Origin of the sequence: Pseudoflavonifractor phocaeensis, from assembly GCF_021531815.1 — a bacterium.
GTDB lineage: Bacteria > Bacillota > Clostridia > Oscillospirales > Oscillospiraceae > Lawsonibacter > Lawsonibacter phocaeensis_A.
The window spans coordinates 1-16677 of the sequence record NZ_JADYUM010000009.1; the positions used below are offsets into that span (position 1 = coordinate 1).

General features: G+C 61.7%; 16 protein-coding genes. 11 read left to right on the forward strand and 5 right to left on the reverse strand.

Annotated features, from left to right (window positions below; translation table 11 throughout):
- From I6E42_RS07160 to I6E42_RS07180, 5 genes are all read left to right on the forward strand, one after another.
- Nucleotides 1-983 (forward strand): TRAP transporter substrate-binding protein (locus I6E42_RS07160; RefSeq protein ID WP_235371234.1); only part of this gene is annotated, 983 nt, incomplete at its 5' end.
- Nucleotides 984-1058: 75 nt separating this feature from the next.
- Nucleotides 1059-1562 carry a TRAP transporter small permease gene (locus tag I6E42_RS07165; protein WP_235371235.1) on the forward strand — a complete coding sequence of 168 codons (504 nt, stop codon included), beginning with the start codon at nt 1059-1061 and terminating at the stop codon, nt 1560-1562.
- A 16-nt stretch (nt 1563-1578) separates the two neighbouring features.
- Complete coding sequence (locus I6E42_RS07170; protein ID WP_235371236.1) at nt 1579-2847, forward strand: TRAP transporter large permease; 1269 nt, start codon at nt 1579-1581, stop codon at nt 2845-2847.
- 37 nt (nt 2848-2884) lie between these two features.
- Nucleotides 2885-3718, forward strand: coding sequence for an SDR family oxidoreductase (locus I6E42_RS07175; RefSeq protein WP_235371237.1), 834 nt, complete (start codon nt 2885-2887; stop codon nt 3716-3718).
- The gene (locus I6E42_RS07180) at nt 3712-4611 is read left to right on the forward strand and encodes a dihydrodipicolinate synthase family protein (RefSeq protein WP_235371238.1); all 900 of its coding nucleotides are present in this window, start codon (nt 3712-3714) and stop codon (nt 4609-4611) included. The genes I6E42_RS07175 and I6E42_RS07180 overlap by 7 nt, the downstream gene beginning before the upstream one ends.
- Nucleotides 4612-4741: 130 nt before the next feature.
- On the opposite strand, the gene I6E42_RS07185 is transcribed toward I6E42_RS07180, so the two are convergent.
- Together I6E42_RS07185 and I6E42_RS07190 are read right to left on the reverse strand one after the other, a co-directional pair.
- Nucleotides 4742-6271 carry a sodium/proline symporter gene (locus tag I6E42_RS07185; RefSeq protein ID WP_235371239.1) on the reverse strand — a complete coding sequence of 510 codons (1530 nt, stop codon included), beginning with the start codon at nt 6269-6271 and terminating at the stop codon, nt 4742-4744.
- A 235-nt stretch (nt 6272-6506) separates the two neighbouring features.
- Nucleotides 6507-7124, reverse strand: a complete 618-nt coding sequence (locus I6E42_RS07190) for a TetR/AcrR family transcriptional regulator (protein WP_235371240.1) — start codon at nt 7122-7124, stop codon at nt 6507-6509.
- 251 nt (nt 7125-7375) lie between these two features.
- Between I6E42_RS07190 and yfbR the strand changes: the two genes are divergently transcribed.
- From yfbR to I6E42_RS07220, 6 genes are all read left to right on the forward strand, one after another.
- Entirely contained in the window at nt 7376-7951 is a 576-nt protein-coding gene (gene yfbR, locus I6E42_RS07195) for a 5'-deoxynucleotidase (protein ID WP_235371241.1), read from the forward strand.
- Between the two features lie 90 nt (nt 7952-8041).
- On the forward strand, nt 8042-8311 hold the full coding sequence (locus I6E42_RS07200; RefSeq protein ID WP_235371242.1) for an ACT domain-containing protein: 270 nt from the start codon (nt 8042-8044) through the stop codon (nt 8309-8311).
- A 16-nt stretch (nt 8312-8327) separates the two neighbouring features.
- A complete protein-coding gene (locus tag I6E42_RS07205) occupies nt 8328-9686 on the forward strand; it encodes a PFL family protein (RefSeq protein WP_235371243.1) in 1359 nt (452 codons plus the stop codon).
- 185 nt (nt 9687-9871) lie between these two features.
- Nucleotides 9872-10348, forward strand: coding sequence for a MarR family winged helix-turn-helix transcriptional regulator (locus I6E42_RS07210; protein ID WP_235371244.1), 477 nt, complete (start codon nt 9872-9874; stop codon nt 10346-10348).
- Between the two features lie 3 nt (nt 10349-10351).
- Entirely contained in the window at nt 10352-12091 is a 1740-nt protein-coding gene (locus I6E42_RS07215; protein ID WP_235371245.1) for an ABC transporter ATP-binding protein, read from the forward strand.
- Nucleotides 12092-12141: 50 nt separating this feature from the next.
- On the forward strand, nt 12142-14247 hold the full coding sequence (locus I6E42_RS07220) for an ABC transporter ATP-binding protein (protein ID WP_235371246.1): 2106 nt from the start codon (nt 12142-12144) through the stop codon (nt 14245-14247).
- Nucleotides 14248-14753: 506 nt separating this feature from the next.
- Here the strand turns inward: I6E42_RS07220 and I6E42_RS07225 are convergent.
- The 3 genes from I6E42_RS07225 to I6E42_RS07235 all read right to left on the reverse strand — a co-directional run bounded on the left by I6E42_RS07225 (nt 14754) and on the right by I6E42_RS07235 (nt 16625).
- Complete coding sequence (locus I6E42_RS07225) at nt 14754-15221, reverse strand: hypothetical protein (RefSeq protein ID WP_235371247.1); 468 nt, start codon at nt 15219-15221, stop codon at nt 14754-14756.
- Nucleotides 15222-15306: 85 nt separating this feature from the next.
- Nucleotides 15307-16170 (reverse strand): DUF3021 domain-containing protein, encoded by an 864-nt coding sequence (locus I6E42_RS07230; RefSeq protein ID WP_235371248.1) that lies wholly within the window; start codon nt 16168-16170, stop codon nt 15307-15309.
- On the reverse strand, nt 16167-16625 hold the full coding sequence (locus I6E42_RS07235; protein WP_235371249.1) for a LytTR family DNA-binding domain-containing protein: 459 nt from the start codon (nt 16623-16625) through the stop codon (nt 16167-16169). Before I6E42_RS07235 ends, I6E42_RS07230 begins: the two co-directional genes overlap by 4 nt.
- Between the last annotated feature and the right edge of the window lie 52 nt (nt 16626-16677).

Genomic DNA, 16677 nt, shown 5'->3' on the forward strand with positions numbered 1-16677 from the left:
CCGCCAGCCAGCCCGCTTCCAGCGGCTCCGCCAGCGCCAGCACCGCCGAGCCCGCCATCGAGCCCGTCAAGCTGACCATCTACTCCCCCGGCAACGAGAACTCCGTCCCCACCAAGACCATCATCGAGTATGCCCGTCTGGTGAATGAGGCCTCTGACGGCGCCATCACCCTGGACGTCCACCACTCCAACGAGCTGGGCAACGATGCCGAGGCCATTGAGTCCACCCGTATGGGCACCATCGACATCATCTTCGCCGGCACCTCCGGCTTCACCTCCTTCTATGAGAAGGCCAAGGTCCTGGACCTGCCCTTCCTGTTCGACAGCGCTGAGCAGGCCTATGAGGTCACCAACGGCGAAGTGGGCGAGAAGATCTTCTCCGACTTCCCCCAGTACGGCCTGATCTACCTGGCTGAGGGCGACAACGGCATGCGCCACATCTCCACCACCAACCGTCCCATCCACACCGCTGATGACGTGGCCGGCCTGAAGATCCGCGTCCCGACCAGCCAGCTGTATCTGGACGTGTGGGAGGCTCTGGGCGCCACCCCCGTGGCTCTGGCTCTGCCTGAGCTGGCTCTGGCCCTGTCCAACGGCACCGCCGAGGGCCAGGACAACGCCACCTACCACCTGGTTGCCAACGCCACCTATGATGACATCAAGTACTTCTCCAACATCAACTACATGTGGATGGGCTGCACCATGGCTGTCAACAGCGTGACCTGGAGCAAGCTGGCTCCCGAGGTCCAGGACATTCTGAAGGAGCAGGCCAAGGCTGCCGCCAAGTACAGCTTCGACACCATCGCCACCGACAACGAGACCGCCACCAAGACCCTGCAGGACGCCGGCGTGGAGTTTGACTTCGAGCCCGATGTCCAGTCCTTCAAGGATAAGCTGGGCGGCGACGCTTACTATGACCGTTACGCCAATGAGAGCTGGTTCGATCAGGACCTGCTGAACGCCATCCTGGCCGTCGTCCGCTGATCTCGCCGAAAACCGACTTTCGACAGCTGCATAGGCCCGGCCTATGCAGCTGTCTCTATATGAGGGAACAATGGTATGAAACTATGTAAAAAGATCACCGGAGGGATCGCCAAGATCGCGGAAGTGGTCTGTATGCTCATGATCGCCCTGCTGGTGGTGGTCATCGTCACAGAGTTGCTGCGGCGAAACTTCTTTAACCAGTCCTACCGGGGCACCATTGAGGTCTGCGGCATCGCGTTCCTGTGGATGGCCTTCATCGGTCTGATCCCCCTGTACCACAACAGCGGCCTGATGCGGCTGGACTTCTTGGTGGCCCACACCAAGGGCGGCGTATATGAGCTGCTCTATTTCGTCAACAAGGCGTTCAGCCTGATGCTGGGCGTGGTCATGGTGGTGGCCTTTGTAGCCCAGTATCCCTATGTCAGCACCCGTACCTATTCCACCTTCTCCATCCCTGTCCCCTACACGGTCCAGTATATTCCCATGGCCCTGGCCGGAGCCTATATGACCCTGAAGTCAGTGGAGCAGGTCGTGGAGGAACTCCTCAAGCTGGCCGGCAAGCGGCCGGACGAAACCTAAAGGAGGAACACAGTATATGGTTATTTTCCTGGTGGCCTTTGTGGTCCTTCTGGTCATCGGCGTCCCCATCAGCATCTCCATCGGCGCTTCCGCCGTGCTGGGCTGCCTGTCCCTGGGCTACCCCCTGGTGGTCATCGGACAGAAAATGGTCAGCGGCGTGGACTCCTTTCTGCTCATCGCCGTTCCCCTGTTCATCCTGGCCGGCAATCTGATGAACGCCGGCAAGATCACCGAAAAGATCTTTGACACCGCCAAGGAACTGGTGGGCTGGATCCCCGGTGGTCTGGGCCATGCCAACGTGGTGGCCAGCATCATCTTCGCGGGCATGTCCGGCTCCGCCGTGGCAGATGCCGGCGGCCTGGGTGCCATCGAGATGGAGGCCATGAAGACCAACGGCTATGACGAGGACTTCGCCGGCGCTGTCACCGCCGCCTCCTCCGTCATCGGTCCCATCTTCCCGCCCTCCATCCCCCTGATCATCTACGGCAGCGTGGCCAGCGTCAGCGTGGACAAGCTGTTTATGGGCGGCGTGGTCCCCGGCGTGCTCATGGGCCTGCTGCTGATGGTGATGATCCTAGGTTTTGCCATCGTGCGCAAGTATGAGCGGCATTCCTTCCACTTCAAGGCCCTGATCAAGCAGTTCCTGGGCTCCATCCCCGCCCTGATCACCCCTGTCATCATCCTGTGCGGCTTTGTGGGCGGCTGGTTCACTCCCACCGAGGCATCCTCCATCGCGGTGATCTACTCCCTGCTCATCGCCCTGTTCCTGTACCGGACTCTGGACTGGAAGACCTTCTGCAAGTGCCTGAAGGATTCCGCCATCTCCTCCGCCAATACCCTGTTCATCATCGGCACCTCCACCCTGTTTACTTACGTCATGGCCATGGAGGGCATCTCCCGCCAGATGGCCGACGTGATCCTGGGTATCAGCAGCAACCCGGCCGTGATCCTGCTGGTCATCAACATCCTGCTGCTGGTCCTGGGCATGGTCATGGAGCCCGGCGCCATCCTGACCCTGATGCTGCCCGTGCTGCTGCCCATCGCCAACGGCCTGGGCCTGGACCTGGTCCACTTCGGCGTGATGGTGGTGCTGAATCTGATGATCGGCCAGGTCACCCCGCCCTTCGGCGTGTGCCTGTTCGTCATCTCTGACGTAAATAAGCTGAAGCTGGAGCGGATGTACAAGGCCGTCCTGCCCTTCCTGGTCCCTCTGGTTTTGACGCTGCTGCTGGTCACCTATATCCCCGGCATCGTGACCTGGCTGCCCTATACCCTGCTGGCATAACCATATCAATCCGATTCCTGAGAGGAGTATGATTATCATGAACGACAAACTTTTCAGCGTGGAAAACAAGATCTGCATCGTCACCGGCGGCCTGGGCCAGATCGGCAAGAACTTTGTCCGGGAGCTCTGGGAGCGTGGCGCCAAGGTGGCCGTCTGGGGCCGCACCGTCAATGACGAGCGTATCGCCAACACCCTGGGCGAGAAGGCCCTCACCGATCCCAACCTGCGGTTCTACTCCGTGGACATCACCAACAAGGTCCGGATGAACGAGGTGTTGGACGATATGGAGGCCGCCTGGGGCGACGCCCCCGACGTGCTGGTGAACAACGCCGGCATCGATACCCAGCCCTCCGCTCCCCCGGAGGTCTCCGGCCCCTTTGAGAACTTCCCCGAGGAGATCTTCCGCGAGGTGGTGGATGTGAACCTGGTGGGCACCTTCCTGGCCTGTCAGGCCGTGGGCGCCCGGATGGTCAACGCCAACAAGGGCGGCTCCATCATCAACGTGGGCTCCATCTACGGCATGCTTTCTCCTATCCAGGACATCTACGCCTACAAGAAAGAGATGACCGGCGTGCCCTTCATCAAGCCGGTGGCCTACTCCGCCGCCAAGTCCGGCATCTACAACCTGACCCGCTACCTGGCCACCTACTGGGGCAAGAAGGGTATCCGGGTCAACACCCTGACCCCCGCCGGCGTGTGGCGTGATACCCAGGACGAGATTTTCCAGGGCAACTTCTGCGCCCGGATGCCCATGGGCCGTATGTCCCGTGAGGACGAGTACAATGGCGCCCTGATCTTCCTGGCCTCCCAGGCCTCCTCCTTTATGACGGGTTCCAATCTGGTGATCGACGGAGGGTGGACCGCATGGTAAGCGTGCAGCCGGAACAGTTCCGTAGGATCTGGTCTGCCCTCATTACCCCCACCAGGGAGGATGAGAGCGTAAACTATGAGGCCCTGGAGCAGGTGGTGGAACTCCAGCTCCAGGACGGCGTGGAGGGCTTCTACTGCTGCGGTTCCTCCGGCGAGGGCCTGCTCCTCACGCTGGAGGAGCGCAAGCAGGTGCTGGAGCACGTGCTGAAGGCTGTGGACGGCCGGGTGCCCGTGGTTTCCCACGTGGGCACCATCCGAACCCACGACGTCATCGACCTGGCGGATCACGCCATGTCCGCCGGCGCGCTGGCGGTGTCCATGATCCCCCCCTACTACTATAAATTCTCCATGGACGAGATCATGGGCTACTATGAGGATGTCATCAAGGCCCTGCCCAACGTCCCCGCTATCGTCTACAATATTCCCCAGTTCACCGGCGTGGAGTTCAACAAGGACAACGCCGGTCGGCTGCTGTCCAATGAGAACATCGTGGGCATCAAGCACACCTCCACCAACCTCTATTCCTTAGAGCGCATGGGTCAGGCCTTCCCCGGTAAGGTCCTGATCAACGGCTTTGACGAGCAGTTCCTGGGCGCATTGGCCATGGGGTCCATCGCCACCATCGGCACCACCGTCAACCTGTTTGCCCCCCTGTACCGCAAGGTGCGTGACGCCTTTGACAAGGGCGATATGGCGCAGGCTATCCGCTGGCAGCACGCCATCAACGAGCGGGTGGAGGCCACCGTCAAAGTGGGTATTTTCAACGCCATGAAATATGGCTGGACCCTGCGGGGGGTGGACTGCGGCTTCTGCCGCGCCCCCTTCAAGCCCCTGGGGCCCGAAGCCCGGAAGGCTATGGCCGACGTGATGGCTATGCCTCTGGAACCGATCTGAGCGTTCCCCATCCTCCTGTCCCTGCCGCCCTCTGCCTCTGGGGGTGCGGCGGGGACGCTTTTTTATGCCAAGACAACAGACAAAAAAGGAGAGAAGCCTGATGGCTTCTCTCCTTTTGTTATAGGAAGACTTACTGGTTGCAGCTGTCGTAAAGGTCGAGGACTTCTTTGCCGGGGGCGGGGGTGGCCAGAGAGACCACCACAATGGCGATGCTGGCGCACAGGAAGGCGGGGAGCAACTCGTAGATGGCGAACATGCCGCCCAGCTTGGCGATGACGAACTTCCAGACGAAGACCATCACGCCGCCCACCACCAGACCGGCCAGGATGCCCTGGCGGTTGCTGCGCTTCCAGAACAGGGCGAACAGGACCGCGGGGCCGAAGGTGGCGCCGAAGCCGGCCCAGGCGAAGGAGACGATCCGGAACACGCTGCTGGTGGGATCGGCCGCCAGGAAGACGGCGACGACGGCAATGCAGATGACGGTGAGCCGGGCCACCACCATGGTCTGCTTCTGGGTCAGCTTGATGCCGAACACGTCCTGAAGCAGGTTCTCAGAGAAGGCGGAGGCGGCGGCCAACAGCTGGGAGTCGGCGGTGGACATGGTGGCCGCCAGAATACCGGCCAGGATCAGGCCGGCTACGATGGCGGGAAGTACGCCATAGGAGGACAGTAGGTTGGAGATCTGGACGATCACCGTCTCAGAGTTGCTGCCTTCCAGCAGGGGAATGCGGCCGGCCTTGGACACGCTGTAACCGATCATACCGATACAAACAGCCACGGTCATGGAAATGACCACCCAGACAGAAGCGATGCGGCGGGACAGCTTCAGCTCATTTTCGTCCCGGATGGCCATGAACCGGACCAGGATGTGGGGCATACCGAAATAACCCAGGCCCCAGGCCAGCATGGAGGCCATGTTCAGGAAGGGGTAGGGCTTGGCGGCGTGAGAGGCCACGTCGTAGGTCTGGGTAAAGCTCAGGTAGCCGGGCAGGGCCTTGGCGTTTTCCACCACCACATCCAGACCGCCGGCCTGGTAGATGCCGAAGCAGGTGATGACCACCAGGGCGCAGGTCATGATGATGGACTGGATCAGGTCCATGGTGGCCACGGCGCTGAAGCCGCCCACGGAGGTGTAGCTGATGATGACGGCGGCGCCGATGAGAACGGACACCATGTAGTTCCAGCCGAACAGGCTGTTGAACAGTTTGCCGATGGCGGCCAGGCCGGAGGCCACGTAGGGGACGAAGAAGATCAGGATGATGAGGGAGGCGATGCACATGATGACGGGCTTCTTCTCCTGGTAGCGCTTGGAGATGAAAGCGGGGATGGTGATGGCGTCCAGCCGCACGCTGTACCGGCGGATGCGCTTGGCCACCAGCAGGAAGTTCAGGTAGGTGCCCAGAGCCAGGCCGATGGCGGTCCAGCCCGCGTCAGCCACGCCGCTGAGGTAGGCCACGCCGGGCAGGCCCATGAGCAGCCAGGAGGACATGTCGCTGGCTTCAGCGCTCATGGCGGTGACCAGAGGACCCATGCCCCGGCCGCCCAGGTAGAAGCCCTCGGCGCTCTTTTTGCTGCGGCGTCCGATCATGATGCCGGTAAAGATGACGAAACAGAGGTAGAGGATGATTACAGCGGTGATGCAGATCTGCGCGGTTGTCATAAATTTCTCTCCTTTTGACGGCTCAGGCCGCCTTTGACACACACGGCCCTGTCCGCCGGAGCGGGACCGGGCCTGGACCGCCGGCGGCCGGGCCGCGGCGGTTAGGAACATCATACCACAAAGAAAACCGGAATAAAACAGAGAATAATGTATAGAATAAATTCTATACATTATTCTCTTAAAAATTATAAAAGTATTGTAAATCAATGGATTTCAACTGTACGGTTTATAAATATCATGATTGTACATTTTTTACAAAATTGTCCTTGTCCGCGCGGAATTCCCGGAAAAACATGGGCATCATGGTTTTGCCGTATTGGAGCAGGGAGTAGTCTCCCTCGGACAGACACCAGTCGTAGATGAGGGCCCGCTCGCACAGGGCGTAGACCCGGACCATCTCGTTGGCCGTCACGTCGCTCCGCAGCTCTCCCCGCTCCTGGCCCTGGAGGACGATCTGCCGCAGTAGCCTGTAGTAGGTCCGGTTGTGGTCCAGCAGGTGCTTGTCCCCCCGGGTGATGAGCTGGGAGGAGTACAGCCGGGCCAGCAGGTCCAGGGAGATGGAGTTTTCGATCATAGCGAACAGCTCCCGGTTCAAGTACATCAGCTGGTCGAACCGGTCCATGTCCGGGTCCATGGTCTCCATCAGCTCCTCGTACTTCTGGTCAAAGAGGTAGGAGACGGAGGACAGCAGGGCGTCCTTCCCTTCAAAGTAGTGGTAAAAGGACCCCCGGGAGGTGCCCGACTCGGCGATGATCTCCTCCACCGTGGTGTCGTCGTAGCCCTGGCGGTAGAACAGCCGCCAGGCCGCCTCGATGATCTTTCCCTTGGTGTTCCGGGTGTTTTTCTTGGCCATGGTGAGGCCTCCTTTGTGTATCATGGAGCTGTGTGCTGTGTGATGACCTGGCAGGCGGCGGTACGTCGATAGCGGACGCTGCGCGAACCCAAACAAGACGGCTGAGGCCGTCTTCTTTTTTGCCCTGGGTCCATTATCCGCAATTTTTTTGCCTCCGTCAACTGTTTTCCCGCCCTTCTGCCAGTTTACATCTCCCCTTTGCTGTGATAAAATATCCCAGTCTTGATTTTGCCGGAAGGAGGTCAGGCTCCTTGGCCTACAATTTTTTCCCCATGATCGCCCGGATGAAGTACATCAACCGCTGGGGACTCATGCGCAACACCCAGGCGGAGAACATCCAGGAGCACTCCCATATGGTGGCCGTCCTGGCCCACGCCCTGGCCGTCATCCAGAACCGCTACTACGGCGGACAGGTGGACCCGGGGGCGGTGGCGGTGGCGGCGCTGTACCACGACGCCAGCGAGATCCTCACCGGGGACATGCCCACCCCCATCAAATACGACAACCCGGACATCCAAAACGCCTATAAGGCGGTGGAAAGCGTGGCCGAGCAGAAGTTGCTGTCCATGCTCCCCGAGGACCTGAGGGCAGATTACGACGAGATCATCACCATCCCCGATCCGGAGGTCCACGCCCTGGTGAAGGCGGCGGACAAGCTGTCCGCCTACCTCAAGTGTGTAGAGGAGCTGAAGGCGGGCAACGCCGAATTCAAAAAGGCAAAGGAACAGACCTACGCCGCCCTGTGTCAGAACCCCATCCCCGCCCTGAAGTATTTCATGGACCACTTCCTGGAGGGCTTTGAGCTGACCCTGGACGAACTGAATTAGAATTTGGGAGGCGTGAGCCGCCCCTGTAAGATCATATCGCCGTAGGGGCGGCCTGTGGCCGCCCGCCGGAAACAGAAAGGAATTGTTCATATGAAGGCTATCGTCACCGTCATCGGCAAGGACCGGGTGGGCATCACCGCCGCCGTCTGCTCCCTGCTGGCCCAGCACAACATCAACATCCTGGACATTACCCAGACCGTCCTGCAGGAGTATTTCACCATGGTCATGCTGGTGGATACCTCCGCCTGCGCCCAGTCCATCGGGGACATGTCCGATATCCTGGACCAGGCCGGCAAGGAGCAGGGCCTGTCCATCCGCATCCAGCGGGAGGACATCTTCAACGCCATGCATCGAATCTAAGGCGAGGTGACCGACTATGCTCAACCAACACGAGATCATGCAGACCATCCAGATGATCGACCAGCAGCATCTGGACGTGCGCACCATCACCATGGGCATCTCCCTGCTGTCCTGTGCCCACAGTGACGTGAAGGTGGCCTGCGACAAGGTATACGATAAGATCACCCGCTACGCCGAGCACCTGGTGGCCACCGGCGAGGCCATTGAGAAGGAATTCGGCATCCCCATTGTCAATAAGCGCATCTCCGTCACCCCCATCGCCCTGGTGGCCGCCGCGGCGGAGACGGACAACTACACCCCCTTTGCCCAGACGCTGGACCGTGCCGCCAAGACCTGTGGGGTCAACTTCATCGGCGGCTTCTCCGCCCTGGTCCAGAAGGGGATGACCAAGGCCGACCGTATCCTCATCAACTCCATCCCCGAGGCTCTGTCCACCACCGACATCGTCTGCGCCAGCGTCAACGTGGGCTCCACCAAGGCGGGTATCGACATGGACGCGGTGGCTCTCATGGGCCGGACCATCAAGGATCTGGCCGGCCGCACCGCCGACAAGGGCGGCTTCGGCTGCGCCAAGCTGGTGGTGTTCTGCAACGCCGTGGAGGACAACCCCTTCATGGCGGGGGCCTTCCATGGCGTGGGCGAGCCGGAGAAGGTCATCAACGTGGGTGTCTCCGGCCCCGGCGTGGTGTACCACGCCCTCCAGGCCGTGAAGGGCCAGCCCTTTGACGTGGTGGCTGAGACGGTGAAGAAGACCGCCTTCCGCATCACCCGCATGGGCCAGCTGGTGGCCCAGGAGGCCTCCCGCCGCCTGGACACCCCCTTCGGCATCGTGGACCTGTCCCTGGCCCCCACCCCGGCGGTGGGCGACAGCGTGGCCCGGATTCTGGAGGAGATGGGCCTGGAGGTCTGCGGCACCCACGGCACCACCGCCGCTCTGGCTCTGCTCAACGACGCGGTGAAGAAGGGCGGCGTCATGGCCTCCTCCTCTGTGGGCGGCCTGTCCGGCGCCTTTATCCCCGTCAGTGAGGACGAGGGCATGATCGCCGCCGCCTCCGCCGGGGCCCTGACCCTGGATAAGCTGGAGGCCATGACCTGCGTGTGCTCCGTGGGTCTGGACATGATCGCCGTCCCCGGGGACACCAGCGCGGAGACCATCTCCGCCATCATCGCCGACGAGGCCGCCATCGGCATGGTCAACTCCAAGACCACCGCCGTCCGCCTGATCCCCGCTCCCGGCTGCAAGGTGGGGGACATGGTGGAGTTCGGCGGCCTGCTGGGCTCCGCCCCGGTTCAGCCGGTCCACCCCTACTCCAGCGCCGACTTTGTGGCCCGGGGCGGACGTATCCCCGCGCCCATGCAGAGCCTGAAAAACTGAAAAACGTTCATCGTTTCCAGCGCCTCCGGAACGGGTTCCGGGGGCGCTTTTTTGTATGGCGGACCGAATGTAAACAAATTTTGAATCCCGTGGGGAAGCTATTGACATTCCAGTCCCCGGTGCTACAATAGTCAGCGCGTTAATGATTAATAGGTTAATTATTTTACAGGGGAGGTGTGATCCGAATGGTATCTCCAAAGGAGATGGAGCTGCTGGCCCGGCGGCTCAACCAGGCCCACCGGACGGCCGTCCAGTCCGAATTGGACGCCGCGGGCCTGCGGGAAGTGGGGCATCCCATGCTGCTGACCATTCTGCAGAGCTCCCGGGGCGCGGCGGGCGAGGGACAGTGCGGCGCCCAGCGGGAACTGGCGGAACTGCTGCATATCTCGCCGGCGGCGGTGGCAAACTCCTTGAAATCCCTGGAAAAAGGGGGCTATATCCGCCGGAAGCCCAGCACGGGAGACGCCCGGCGCAACCTGGTGACCCTGACGGAGAAGGGCGCTGCGGCGGTGAAGGAGTGCGACCGCATCTTTGAGCGGGTGAGCACCCGGATGCTGGAGGGCTTCTCAGAGGAGGAACAGGACCAGCTCCTGATCTTCCGCCAGCGGATGCTGGACAATTTGATCAAAAAAGACCATTCTTCTTGTAAACAGGAGGGCTGAACGTTGCTTTCACTATTTCTGACCCACCTCCAGGGCTATAAGAAGGACGCCGTCAAGGCGCCCATCCTCATTATCCTGGAGGTCATCTGCGAGCTGCTGCTCCCCCTGGTCATGGCGGAGATCGTGGATACGGCCATCCCGGCGGGAGATGTCAGGTACATTTTCCAACTGGGGGCGCTGATGCTGGCCCTGGCCGTAGCGGCCATGTTCTGCGGCGTCATGTCCGCCAAATACGCCGCCTTCGCCAGCCAGGGCTTCGGAGGAAACCTGCGCCAGTGCCTTTTCGACAAGGTGCAGGAGTTCTCCTTTGCGGACATCGACCGCTTTTCCTCCGCCTCCCTCATCACCCGCATGACCAACGACGTCAACGCCATGACCATGATGCTGGCCATGGGTCTGCGGATGCTGGTCCGGGCCCCGGTGATGCTGGTGACCGCCCTGGTCATCTGCTTCCGGCTCAATGCCCGGCTGGCCCTGGTGCTGGTGGTCATCATTCCGCTGATGGTGGCCGCCATCGGTCTTCTGATGAAGATCTGTACCAAGCTGTTTGAGATCATGCAGAGAAAGATCGACGGCCTGAACAACACCCTTCAGGAGAATCTGGTGGCCATCCGGGTGGTCAAGGCCTTCGTCCGGGAGGACCACGAGCGGAGTAAATTCAAAAAGGCCAACGATGAGCTGATGGAGGCCGGCCTGAACGTGGGCATGCGGATCGTGGCCATCATGCCCATCATGATGCTGGCCATGAACGGCGCCATTGTGACGGTGCTGTATCTGGGCGGCAAGATGGTCATGGGAGCGGAGTTCGACCTGGGTAGCCTCCAGGCCTTCCTCTCCTATATCGCCCAGATCCTCATGAGCGTGATGATGGTGGCCATGTCCCTGCTCCAGCTGTCCCGGGCCCAGGCCTGTGCCCGCCGCATCAACGAGGTGCTGTCCACCCAGCCCTCCGTGGAGGACAAGAGGGAGGCTGCCGGGGCGGCGCTGCCCGCGCCCCGGGGCGAGGTGGAGTTCCGGGATGTGTCCTTTAAATATGTGGCAACCGGCACCGGCGACGACGTGCTGTCCCACATCAGCTTCACGGTGAAACCGGGACAGTTCGTGGCCATTGTGGGCGGTACCGGCACCGGCAAGTCCTCTCTGGTCAACCTGATTCCCCGGTTCTATGACGTCACAGGCGGCTCTGTCCTGGTGGACGGCTTGGACGTGCGGCACTACCCCCTGGAGGAGTTGCGGGGCCGCATCGGCATGGTGCTCCAGACCAATGTGCTGTTCACCGGTACCATCCGGGAGAATTTGCTCTGGGGCAAGCCGGACGCCACCGAGGAGGAGATCATCCAGGCGGCCAAGGACGCACAGGCCTATGATTTCATCATGTCCTTCCCCGAGGGCTTCGACACCCTGCTGGACCAGGGAGGCACCAATGTCTCCGGCGGCCAGAAGCAGCGGCTTTGTATCGCCCGGGCCATGCTGCGCAAGCCCGCCATTCTGATCCTGGATGACTCCACTTCCGCCGTGGACTCAGCCACCGAGGCGGCGATCCGCCAGTCCTTCGCCAAAAACCTGAAGGACACCACCGTCATCATCATCGCCCAGCGCATCTCCTCGGTGCAGTACGCCGATGAGATCCTGATCCTGGACGATGACCATATCGCCGGCCGGGGCACCCATGAGGAGCTGCTGGCTTCCAATGCGATCTACCAGGAAATTTATCAATCTCAGCAAGAGGGGGTGGGTGAATAATGCCAGGACCAAACCGTCCTCCCCGCGGAGGCTATCAAAAGCCCAAAAACATGGGTAAGACCATCCGCCGCCTGGTGGGCTACCTCACCCGCAGCAAGCTGCCCCTGTTCCTTGTGCTGCTGTGCCTGCTGCTGTCGGTGGGCACCAACATCGGTGGCTCCTATATGATGCGGGGCATCATCAACAACTTCATCTGGTCGGGCTGCACCGACTTCGCCGGCCTGGGAACGGCGATCCTCAAGCTGGTGGGCATCTACCTGCTGGGCTGTCTGGCCACCTACGGCCAGTCCGCCACCATGGTCCGCCTGGCCCAGAAGGGCACCAACCGCCTGCGGAAGGACCTGTTTGACAAGCTCCAGCAGCTGCCCCTGAGCTACTTTGACAAGCACCCCCACGGGGAACTGATGAGCCGTTTCACCAACGACGCCGACAACGTCCAGACCGCCCTGGAGCAGAGCGTGGTCTCCCTGTGCTCCAGCAGCCTGATGTTTGTGGGGCTCATCGTCATGATGCTGGTCATCAACTGGAAGCTGTTTCTGGTCACCGCCCTCATCCTGATCCTGACCATGTCCCTGTTCAAAAACCTGGGCAGCCGCAGCCGGAAGTATTACCAGGCCCAGCAGGTGGCCCTGGGCAAGGTCAACGGCGAGATCCAGGAGATCATCGAGGGCCTGAAGGTGGTCAAGGCCTTCACCCACGAGGAGGAGGCTAAGGCGGAGTTTAAACAGCTCAACGAGGCCTACCGGGATGCCGCCCAGAAGGCTAATTTCTATTCCACCATGATCATGCCTGTGACCGCCAACCTGATGAATGTCAGCTACGCCCTTACCGCCGCCTTCGGCGGCCTGCTGGCCATTCTCCAGGGCTTCGACCTGGGCGGCCTGGTGGTCTACCTCAACTACTGCAAGCAGGTGGGCCAGCCCATGAACCAGATCTCCCAGCAGATGACCACGCTGCTCTCTGCCCTGGCGGGCGCCGAGCGGATTTTTGAGGTGATGGACACCCAGCCCGAGGTGGACCGGGGCTCCGTCACCCTGGTGGCCGCGGAGAAGGACGAAAACGGCTCTCTTTCTATCCACACCGGGGCGGAGCGGTCCCGAACCTGGGCGTGGAAGACACCCCGGGGCTGCGGCATGGCCCTGGTCCCCGTGCTGGTGGGGGAGAAGGAGGAGCTTACCGAGCTGGGCCAGGCGGTCCGGGAGAAGGAGGGCCTCAAGCTGCTGCCCCCCCACCAGGATTCCGAGGCAGGCTTGTGGGTGGAGGTGTCCGCCAACGGCGCCCTCACCGAGGTGACGGACCTGTCCCGCCTGGCGGGCCACGGCTGGGCATGGAAATACCCGGGGCCTGACGGGACCATGACCCTCCACCTGATTCGGGGCACTGTCCGCAACGTCCCCGGCGAGGATTACTACCTCACCGAACTGCGGGGAGCGGTGCGTTTTAACCATGTGGATTTCTCCTATGTCCCCGGCAAGCGCATTTTGAAGGACGTGTCCGTCTACGCCAACCCGGGCCAGAAGATCGCCTTTGTGGGCTCCACCGGCGCGGGCAAGACAACCATCACCAACCTGATCAACCGCTTTTATGAGATCGAGGGCGGCCTCATCACTTACGACGGTATCGACGTGAAGGCCATCCGGAAGGACGACCTGCGCCGGTCCCTGGGCGCGGTGCTCCAGGACACCCATCTGTTCACCGGCACCATCATGGACAACATCCGCTACGGCCGGCTGGACGCCACCGATGAGGAGTGTATTGCCGCCGCCAAGAGCGCCAACGCCCACTCCTTCATCCGCCGCCTGCCCCAGGGCTATGACACCATGGTCACCGGGGACGGGGCCAACCTGTCCCAGGGCCAGCGCCAGCTGCTGGCCATCGCCCGGGCCGCCGTGGCCGATCCCCCGGTGATGATTCTGGACGAGGCCACCTCCTCCATTGATACCCGCACCGAGGCCCTGATCCAGAAGGGTATGGATATGCTCATGGAGGGCCGGACGGTGTTCGTCATCGCCCACCGGCTGTCCACGGTGCGCAACTCCAACTGCATCGTGGTCATCGAGCACGGCGAGATCGAGGAGAAGGGCAGCCACGACCAGCTGCTGGAGAAGCAGGGCCGGTACTACCGCCTGTATACGGGCCAGTTCCAGCTGTCCTGACCCAAATAAAAAAGACGCCGGAAGGCGTCTTTTTTATTTCCGCCCGAACAGCGCCGTGCCAGCAAATACCAGCCAGCAGAAAGACAACAGAGCGGAGACGGCGTACAGCCCAGTCCACTGCAACAATAAGCGCAGCCGTACATGGGGACAGCGGAAAAGACGGCGAGCACGGCGGCGGGGAGAAAAAGAATATTCCAACGAAACAGTGAATAGGTCAGAGAGGCCATGGAGGAGAAAAACGTGATCAGACTGAGCCAAAAGACGGCCCGGGTCGCAATGGGGGAAGTGCGGCATCCAAAGGAGAAACCGGCCCAGAATACCATGTAGAGGACGGTCATAAAAAGATTGGCCGGGTGGGCGGGGCCGCCATACCACGCGCCGCCTAAATTGACTGAGAAACAGCACACTGTGACTGCGGCGGCGTCGAGAGACCAAAGAAAAACGTTGGATGAACGGCTGGACATAAAGACTCCTTTCCTCGGCCCCGTGAGGGCACGGGGCCCTTGTTACGGCTCCTGAGCCCGCCTTTGGCTAAGATACATTCCCAGGGCGAAGAGGGCGGGCAACAGCATATGGGCCGCGGCGGTGGCGGCGGGTTCCACCGTGTGGAAGTAGAGGGCGGAGCCGTAGTGGACGGGGACCAACCGGGCCAGCCCCACACCGGCCATCTGCTGTGGCATGGAGAACAGCATCTTGTAATCGGTCAAGAGCACGGTCAGCATTCCCATCAGTACAGTCCACAGTACCAGTATGCCCACAGCTCTTTTTGTTCCAGGACGGGCAGCCCTTGGGGTGAGCCAGCCCCAGACTACCCAGAGAGGGAGCATGGCAAGGCCATATGCACGCAGTTCCCCGCCGCCGCCGAACCAATCGCAGAAAAACAGGAGCACCCCCAAACCGATCAATTCGCCTGCCAGTTGGAGCAGGGCCAGCCAGCCCAGAAATCGAAGATCGCTTTTGAAGATCTGATTCATTGGCGCCTCCTTCCTCCGGCCCGTGAGGGCACGGGGCCCTACAAAAACTATGGGGAGGTAGGGCCTGATGCCCACATCAGGCCGGTTATGTTGTCTCCTTTTTCGGCACCGCCCGGCGGTATAGCCAGCCCAGGAGATTGCCCATTAGGGCAGGGACAGCCACCATGAAGCAGTGAAACAGGGCGGAGCGGTTAAACAGCAGCCACACCATGGGCAGGTAGCATACAAAGCAGGCCGGGGGATACAGGGGACACACCCCCTGCCGTTTGCCCAGGGACACCCCGGAGCAGAAGCCCGCCACAGGCAGCAGGAAGTAGGGGAGGATGAGCCCGGAGAGCACCGGGACGTCCACCACAAAGGTCCGGTCCACCCACCCCAGCGCCAAGGGCAGCAGGTCGCACACCAGCAGAACGAAGGGCAGATAGGGCATGGTCTCCCGCCATTTCAGGGGCGTGGGCCCCGGGTCCAGCCCCAGCAGCTCCCGCAGCTGCATCACCTCCACGTACCAGCCGGTCCACCGGGCCAGCCAAATGACAGCGTACAGGATGGCCAGCAGCGCCACCCACAGGGGGATGTACCGGGGGCTGTTCACCCAGCGGCACACCCAGAGCAGGGCGGAGAACAGCGCGGCGGTGGCGGCAAAATGGGCCAGGGAGCGGGCCGCTAGCGTCTTTCCGTCGTCGGCGAAGGGCAGGGTGGACACCGCCGCCACCGCGCCCAACAGTCCCCCCAGCAGAGACTGGACCAGGGCCGCCAGCCCCACGGAGCCGAAGGCCTCCGCCATGGCCGGGGTCACCAGATGGAGGCCGGAGGTCCAAGCGGAGCCCACGGCCTGGGCTTCCGCGGGGAGCATCATGGTGCTGAACAGGCACACCGCCAGGGGTGCCAGTGCCGCGCCCAGGAGAAAGCCTGCCAGGGTGCGTCTTTTTCCGCTCATCCGCTGGGTCATGTCCGGTCCCTCCTTCCCAAATGTAAGGTCTCCTTGATCTTTTTCACATACCGCCGGGACACATAGGCGGTCACCGAGTGGTTCAACGTCATTCGGATGGTCCCGGCGAGGGACAGGTCCAGGGCGGTGACCTTGTCCAGATTGACGATCTCCGAGTTGGAGATGCGGACGAACCGCCGGGGGTCCAGCCGCCCTTCCAACTCATATAGCCGCAGGCGGACGGAATAGACCCCCTCCGCCGTCTGGGCGGATACCCCCTTGCCCTCGGCGAAGAAGCGGAGAAATTCGCCCTGCGGGAGGAGAAGAGCCCGGTCTTCCCGCCACACAGGGACCGGGTCCAGAGCCAGCCCGGACAGCTCCCGGACCAGACGGTCCAGTTCCTCCGACTCCGCTCCGGCCAGGATCACGATCTCCGGCTCCCGCCGTCCCGGTTCGATCTTCAACTCCACCTTCACACGCCGCGCCCCCTCTCCGGTGTTCTGCTCCCAGTATATCCGGTCTTTCCGC

Excerpts from the sequence above, each read along its gene's own strand:
- I6E42_RS07185 (WP_235371239.1), bottom strand. The coding sequence starts at position 6,271 with ATGACAACCGCGCAGATCTGCATCACCGCTGTAATCATCCTCTACCTC.
- I6E42_RS07205 (WP_235371243.1), top strand. The coding sequence starts at position 8,328 with ATGCTCAACCAACACGAGATCATGCAGACCATCCAGATGATCGACCAG.
- I6E42_RS07165 (WP_235371235.1), top strand. The coding sequence starts at position 1,059 with ATGAAACTATGTAAAAAGATCACCGGAGGGATCGCCAAGATCGCGGAA.
- I6E42_RS07190 (WP_235371240.1), bottom strand. The coding sequence starts at position 7,124 with ATGGCCAAGAAAAACACCCGGAACACCAAGGGAAAGATCATCGAGGCG.
- I6E42_RS07220 (WP_235371246.1), top strand. The coding sequence starts at position 12,142 with ATGGGTAAGACCATCCGCCGCCTGGTGGGCTACCTCACCCGCAGCAAG.
- I6E42_RS07210 (WP_235371244.1), top strand. The coding sequence starts at position 9,872 with ATGGTATCTCCAAAGGAGATGGAGCTGCTGGCCCGGCGGCTCAACCAG.
- I6E42_RS07175 (WP_235371237.1), top strand. The coding sequence starts at position 2,885 with ATGAACGACAAACTTTTCAGCGTGGAAAACAAGATCTGCATCGTCACC.
- I6E42_RS07200 (WP_235371242.1), top strand. The coding sequence starts at position 8,042 with ATGAAGGCTATCGTCACCGTCATCGGCAAGGACCGGGTGGGCATCACC.
- I6E42_RS07180 (WP_235371238.1), top strand. The coding sequence starts at position 3,712 with ATGGTAAGCGTGCAGCCGGAACAGTTCCGTAGGATCTGGTCTGCCCTC.
- I6E42_RS07170 (WP_235371236.1), top strand. The coding sequence starts at position 1,579 with ATGGTTATTTTCCTGGTGGCCTTTGTGGTCCTTCTGGTCATCGGCGTC.
- I6E42_RS07230 (WP_235371248.1), bottom strand. The coding sequence starts at position 16,170 with ATGACCCAGCGGATGAGCGGAAAAAGACGCACCCTGGCAGGCTTTCTC.
- I6E42_RS07225 (WP_235371247.1), bottom strand. The coding sequence starts at position 15,221 with ATGAATCAGATCTTCAAAAGCGATCTTCGATTTCTGGGCTGGCTGGCC.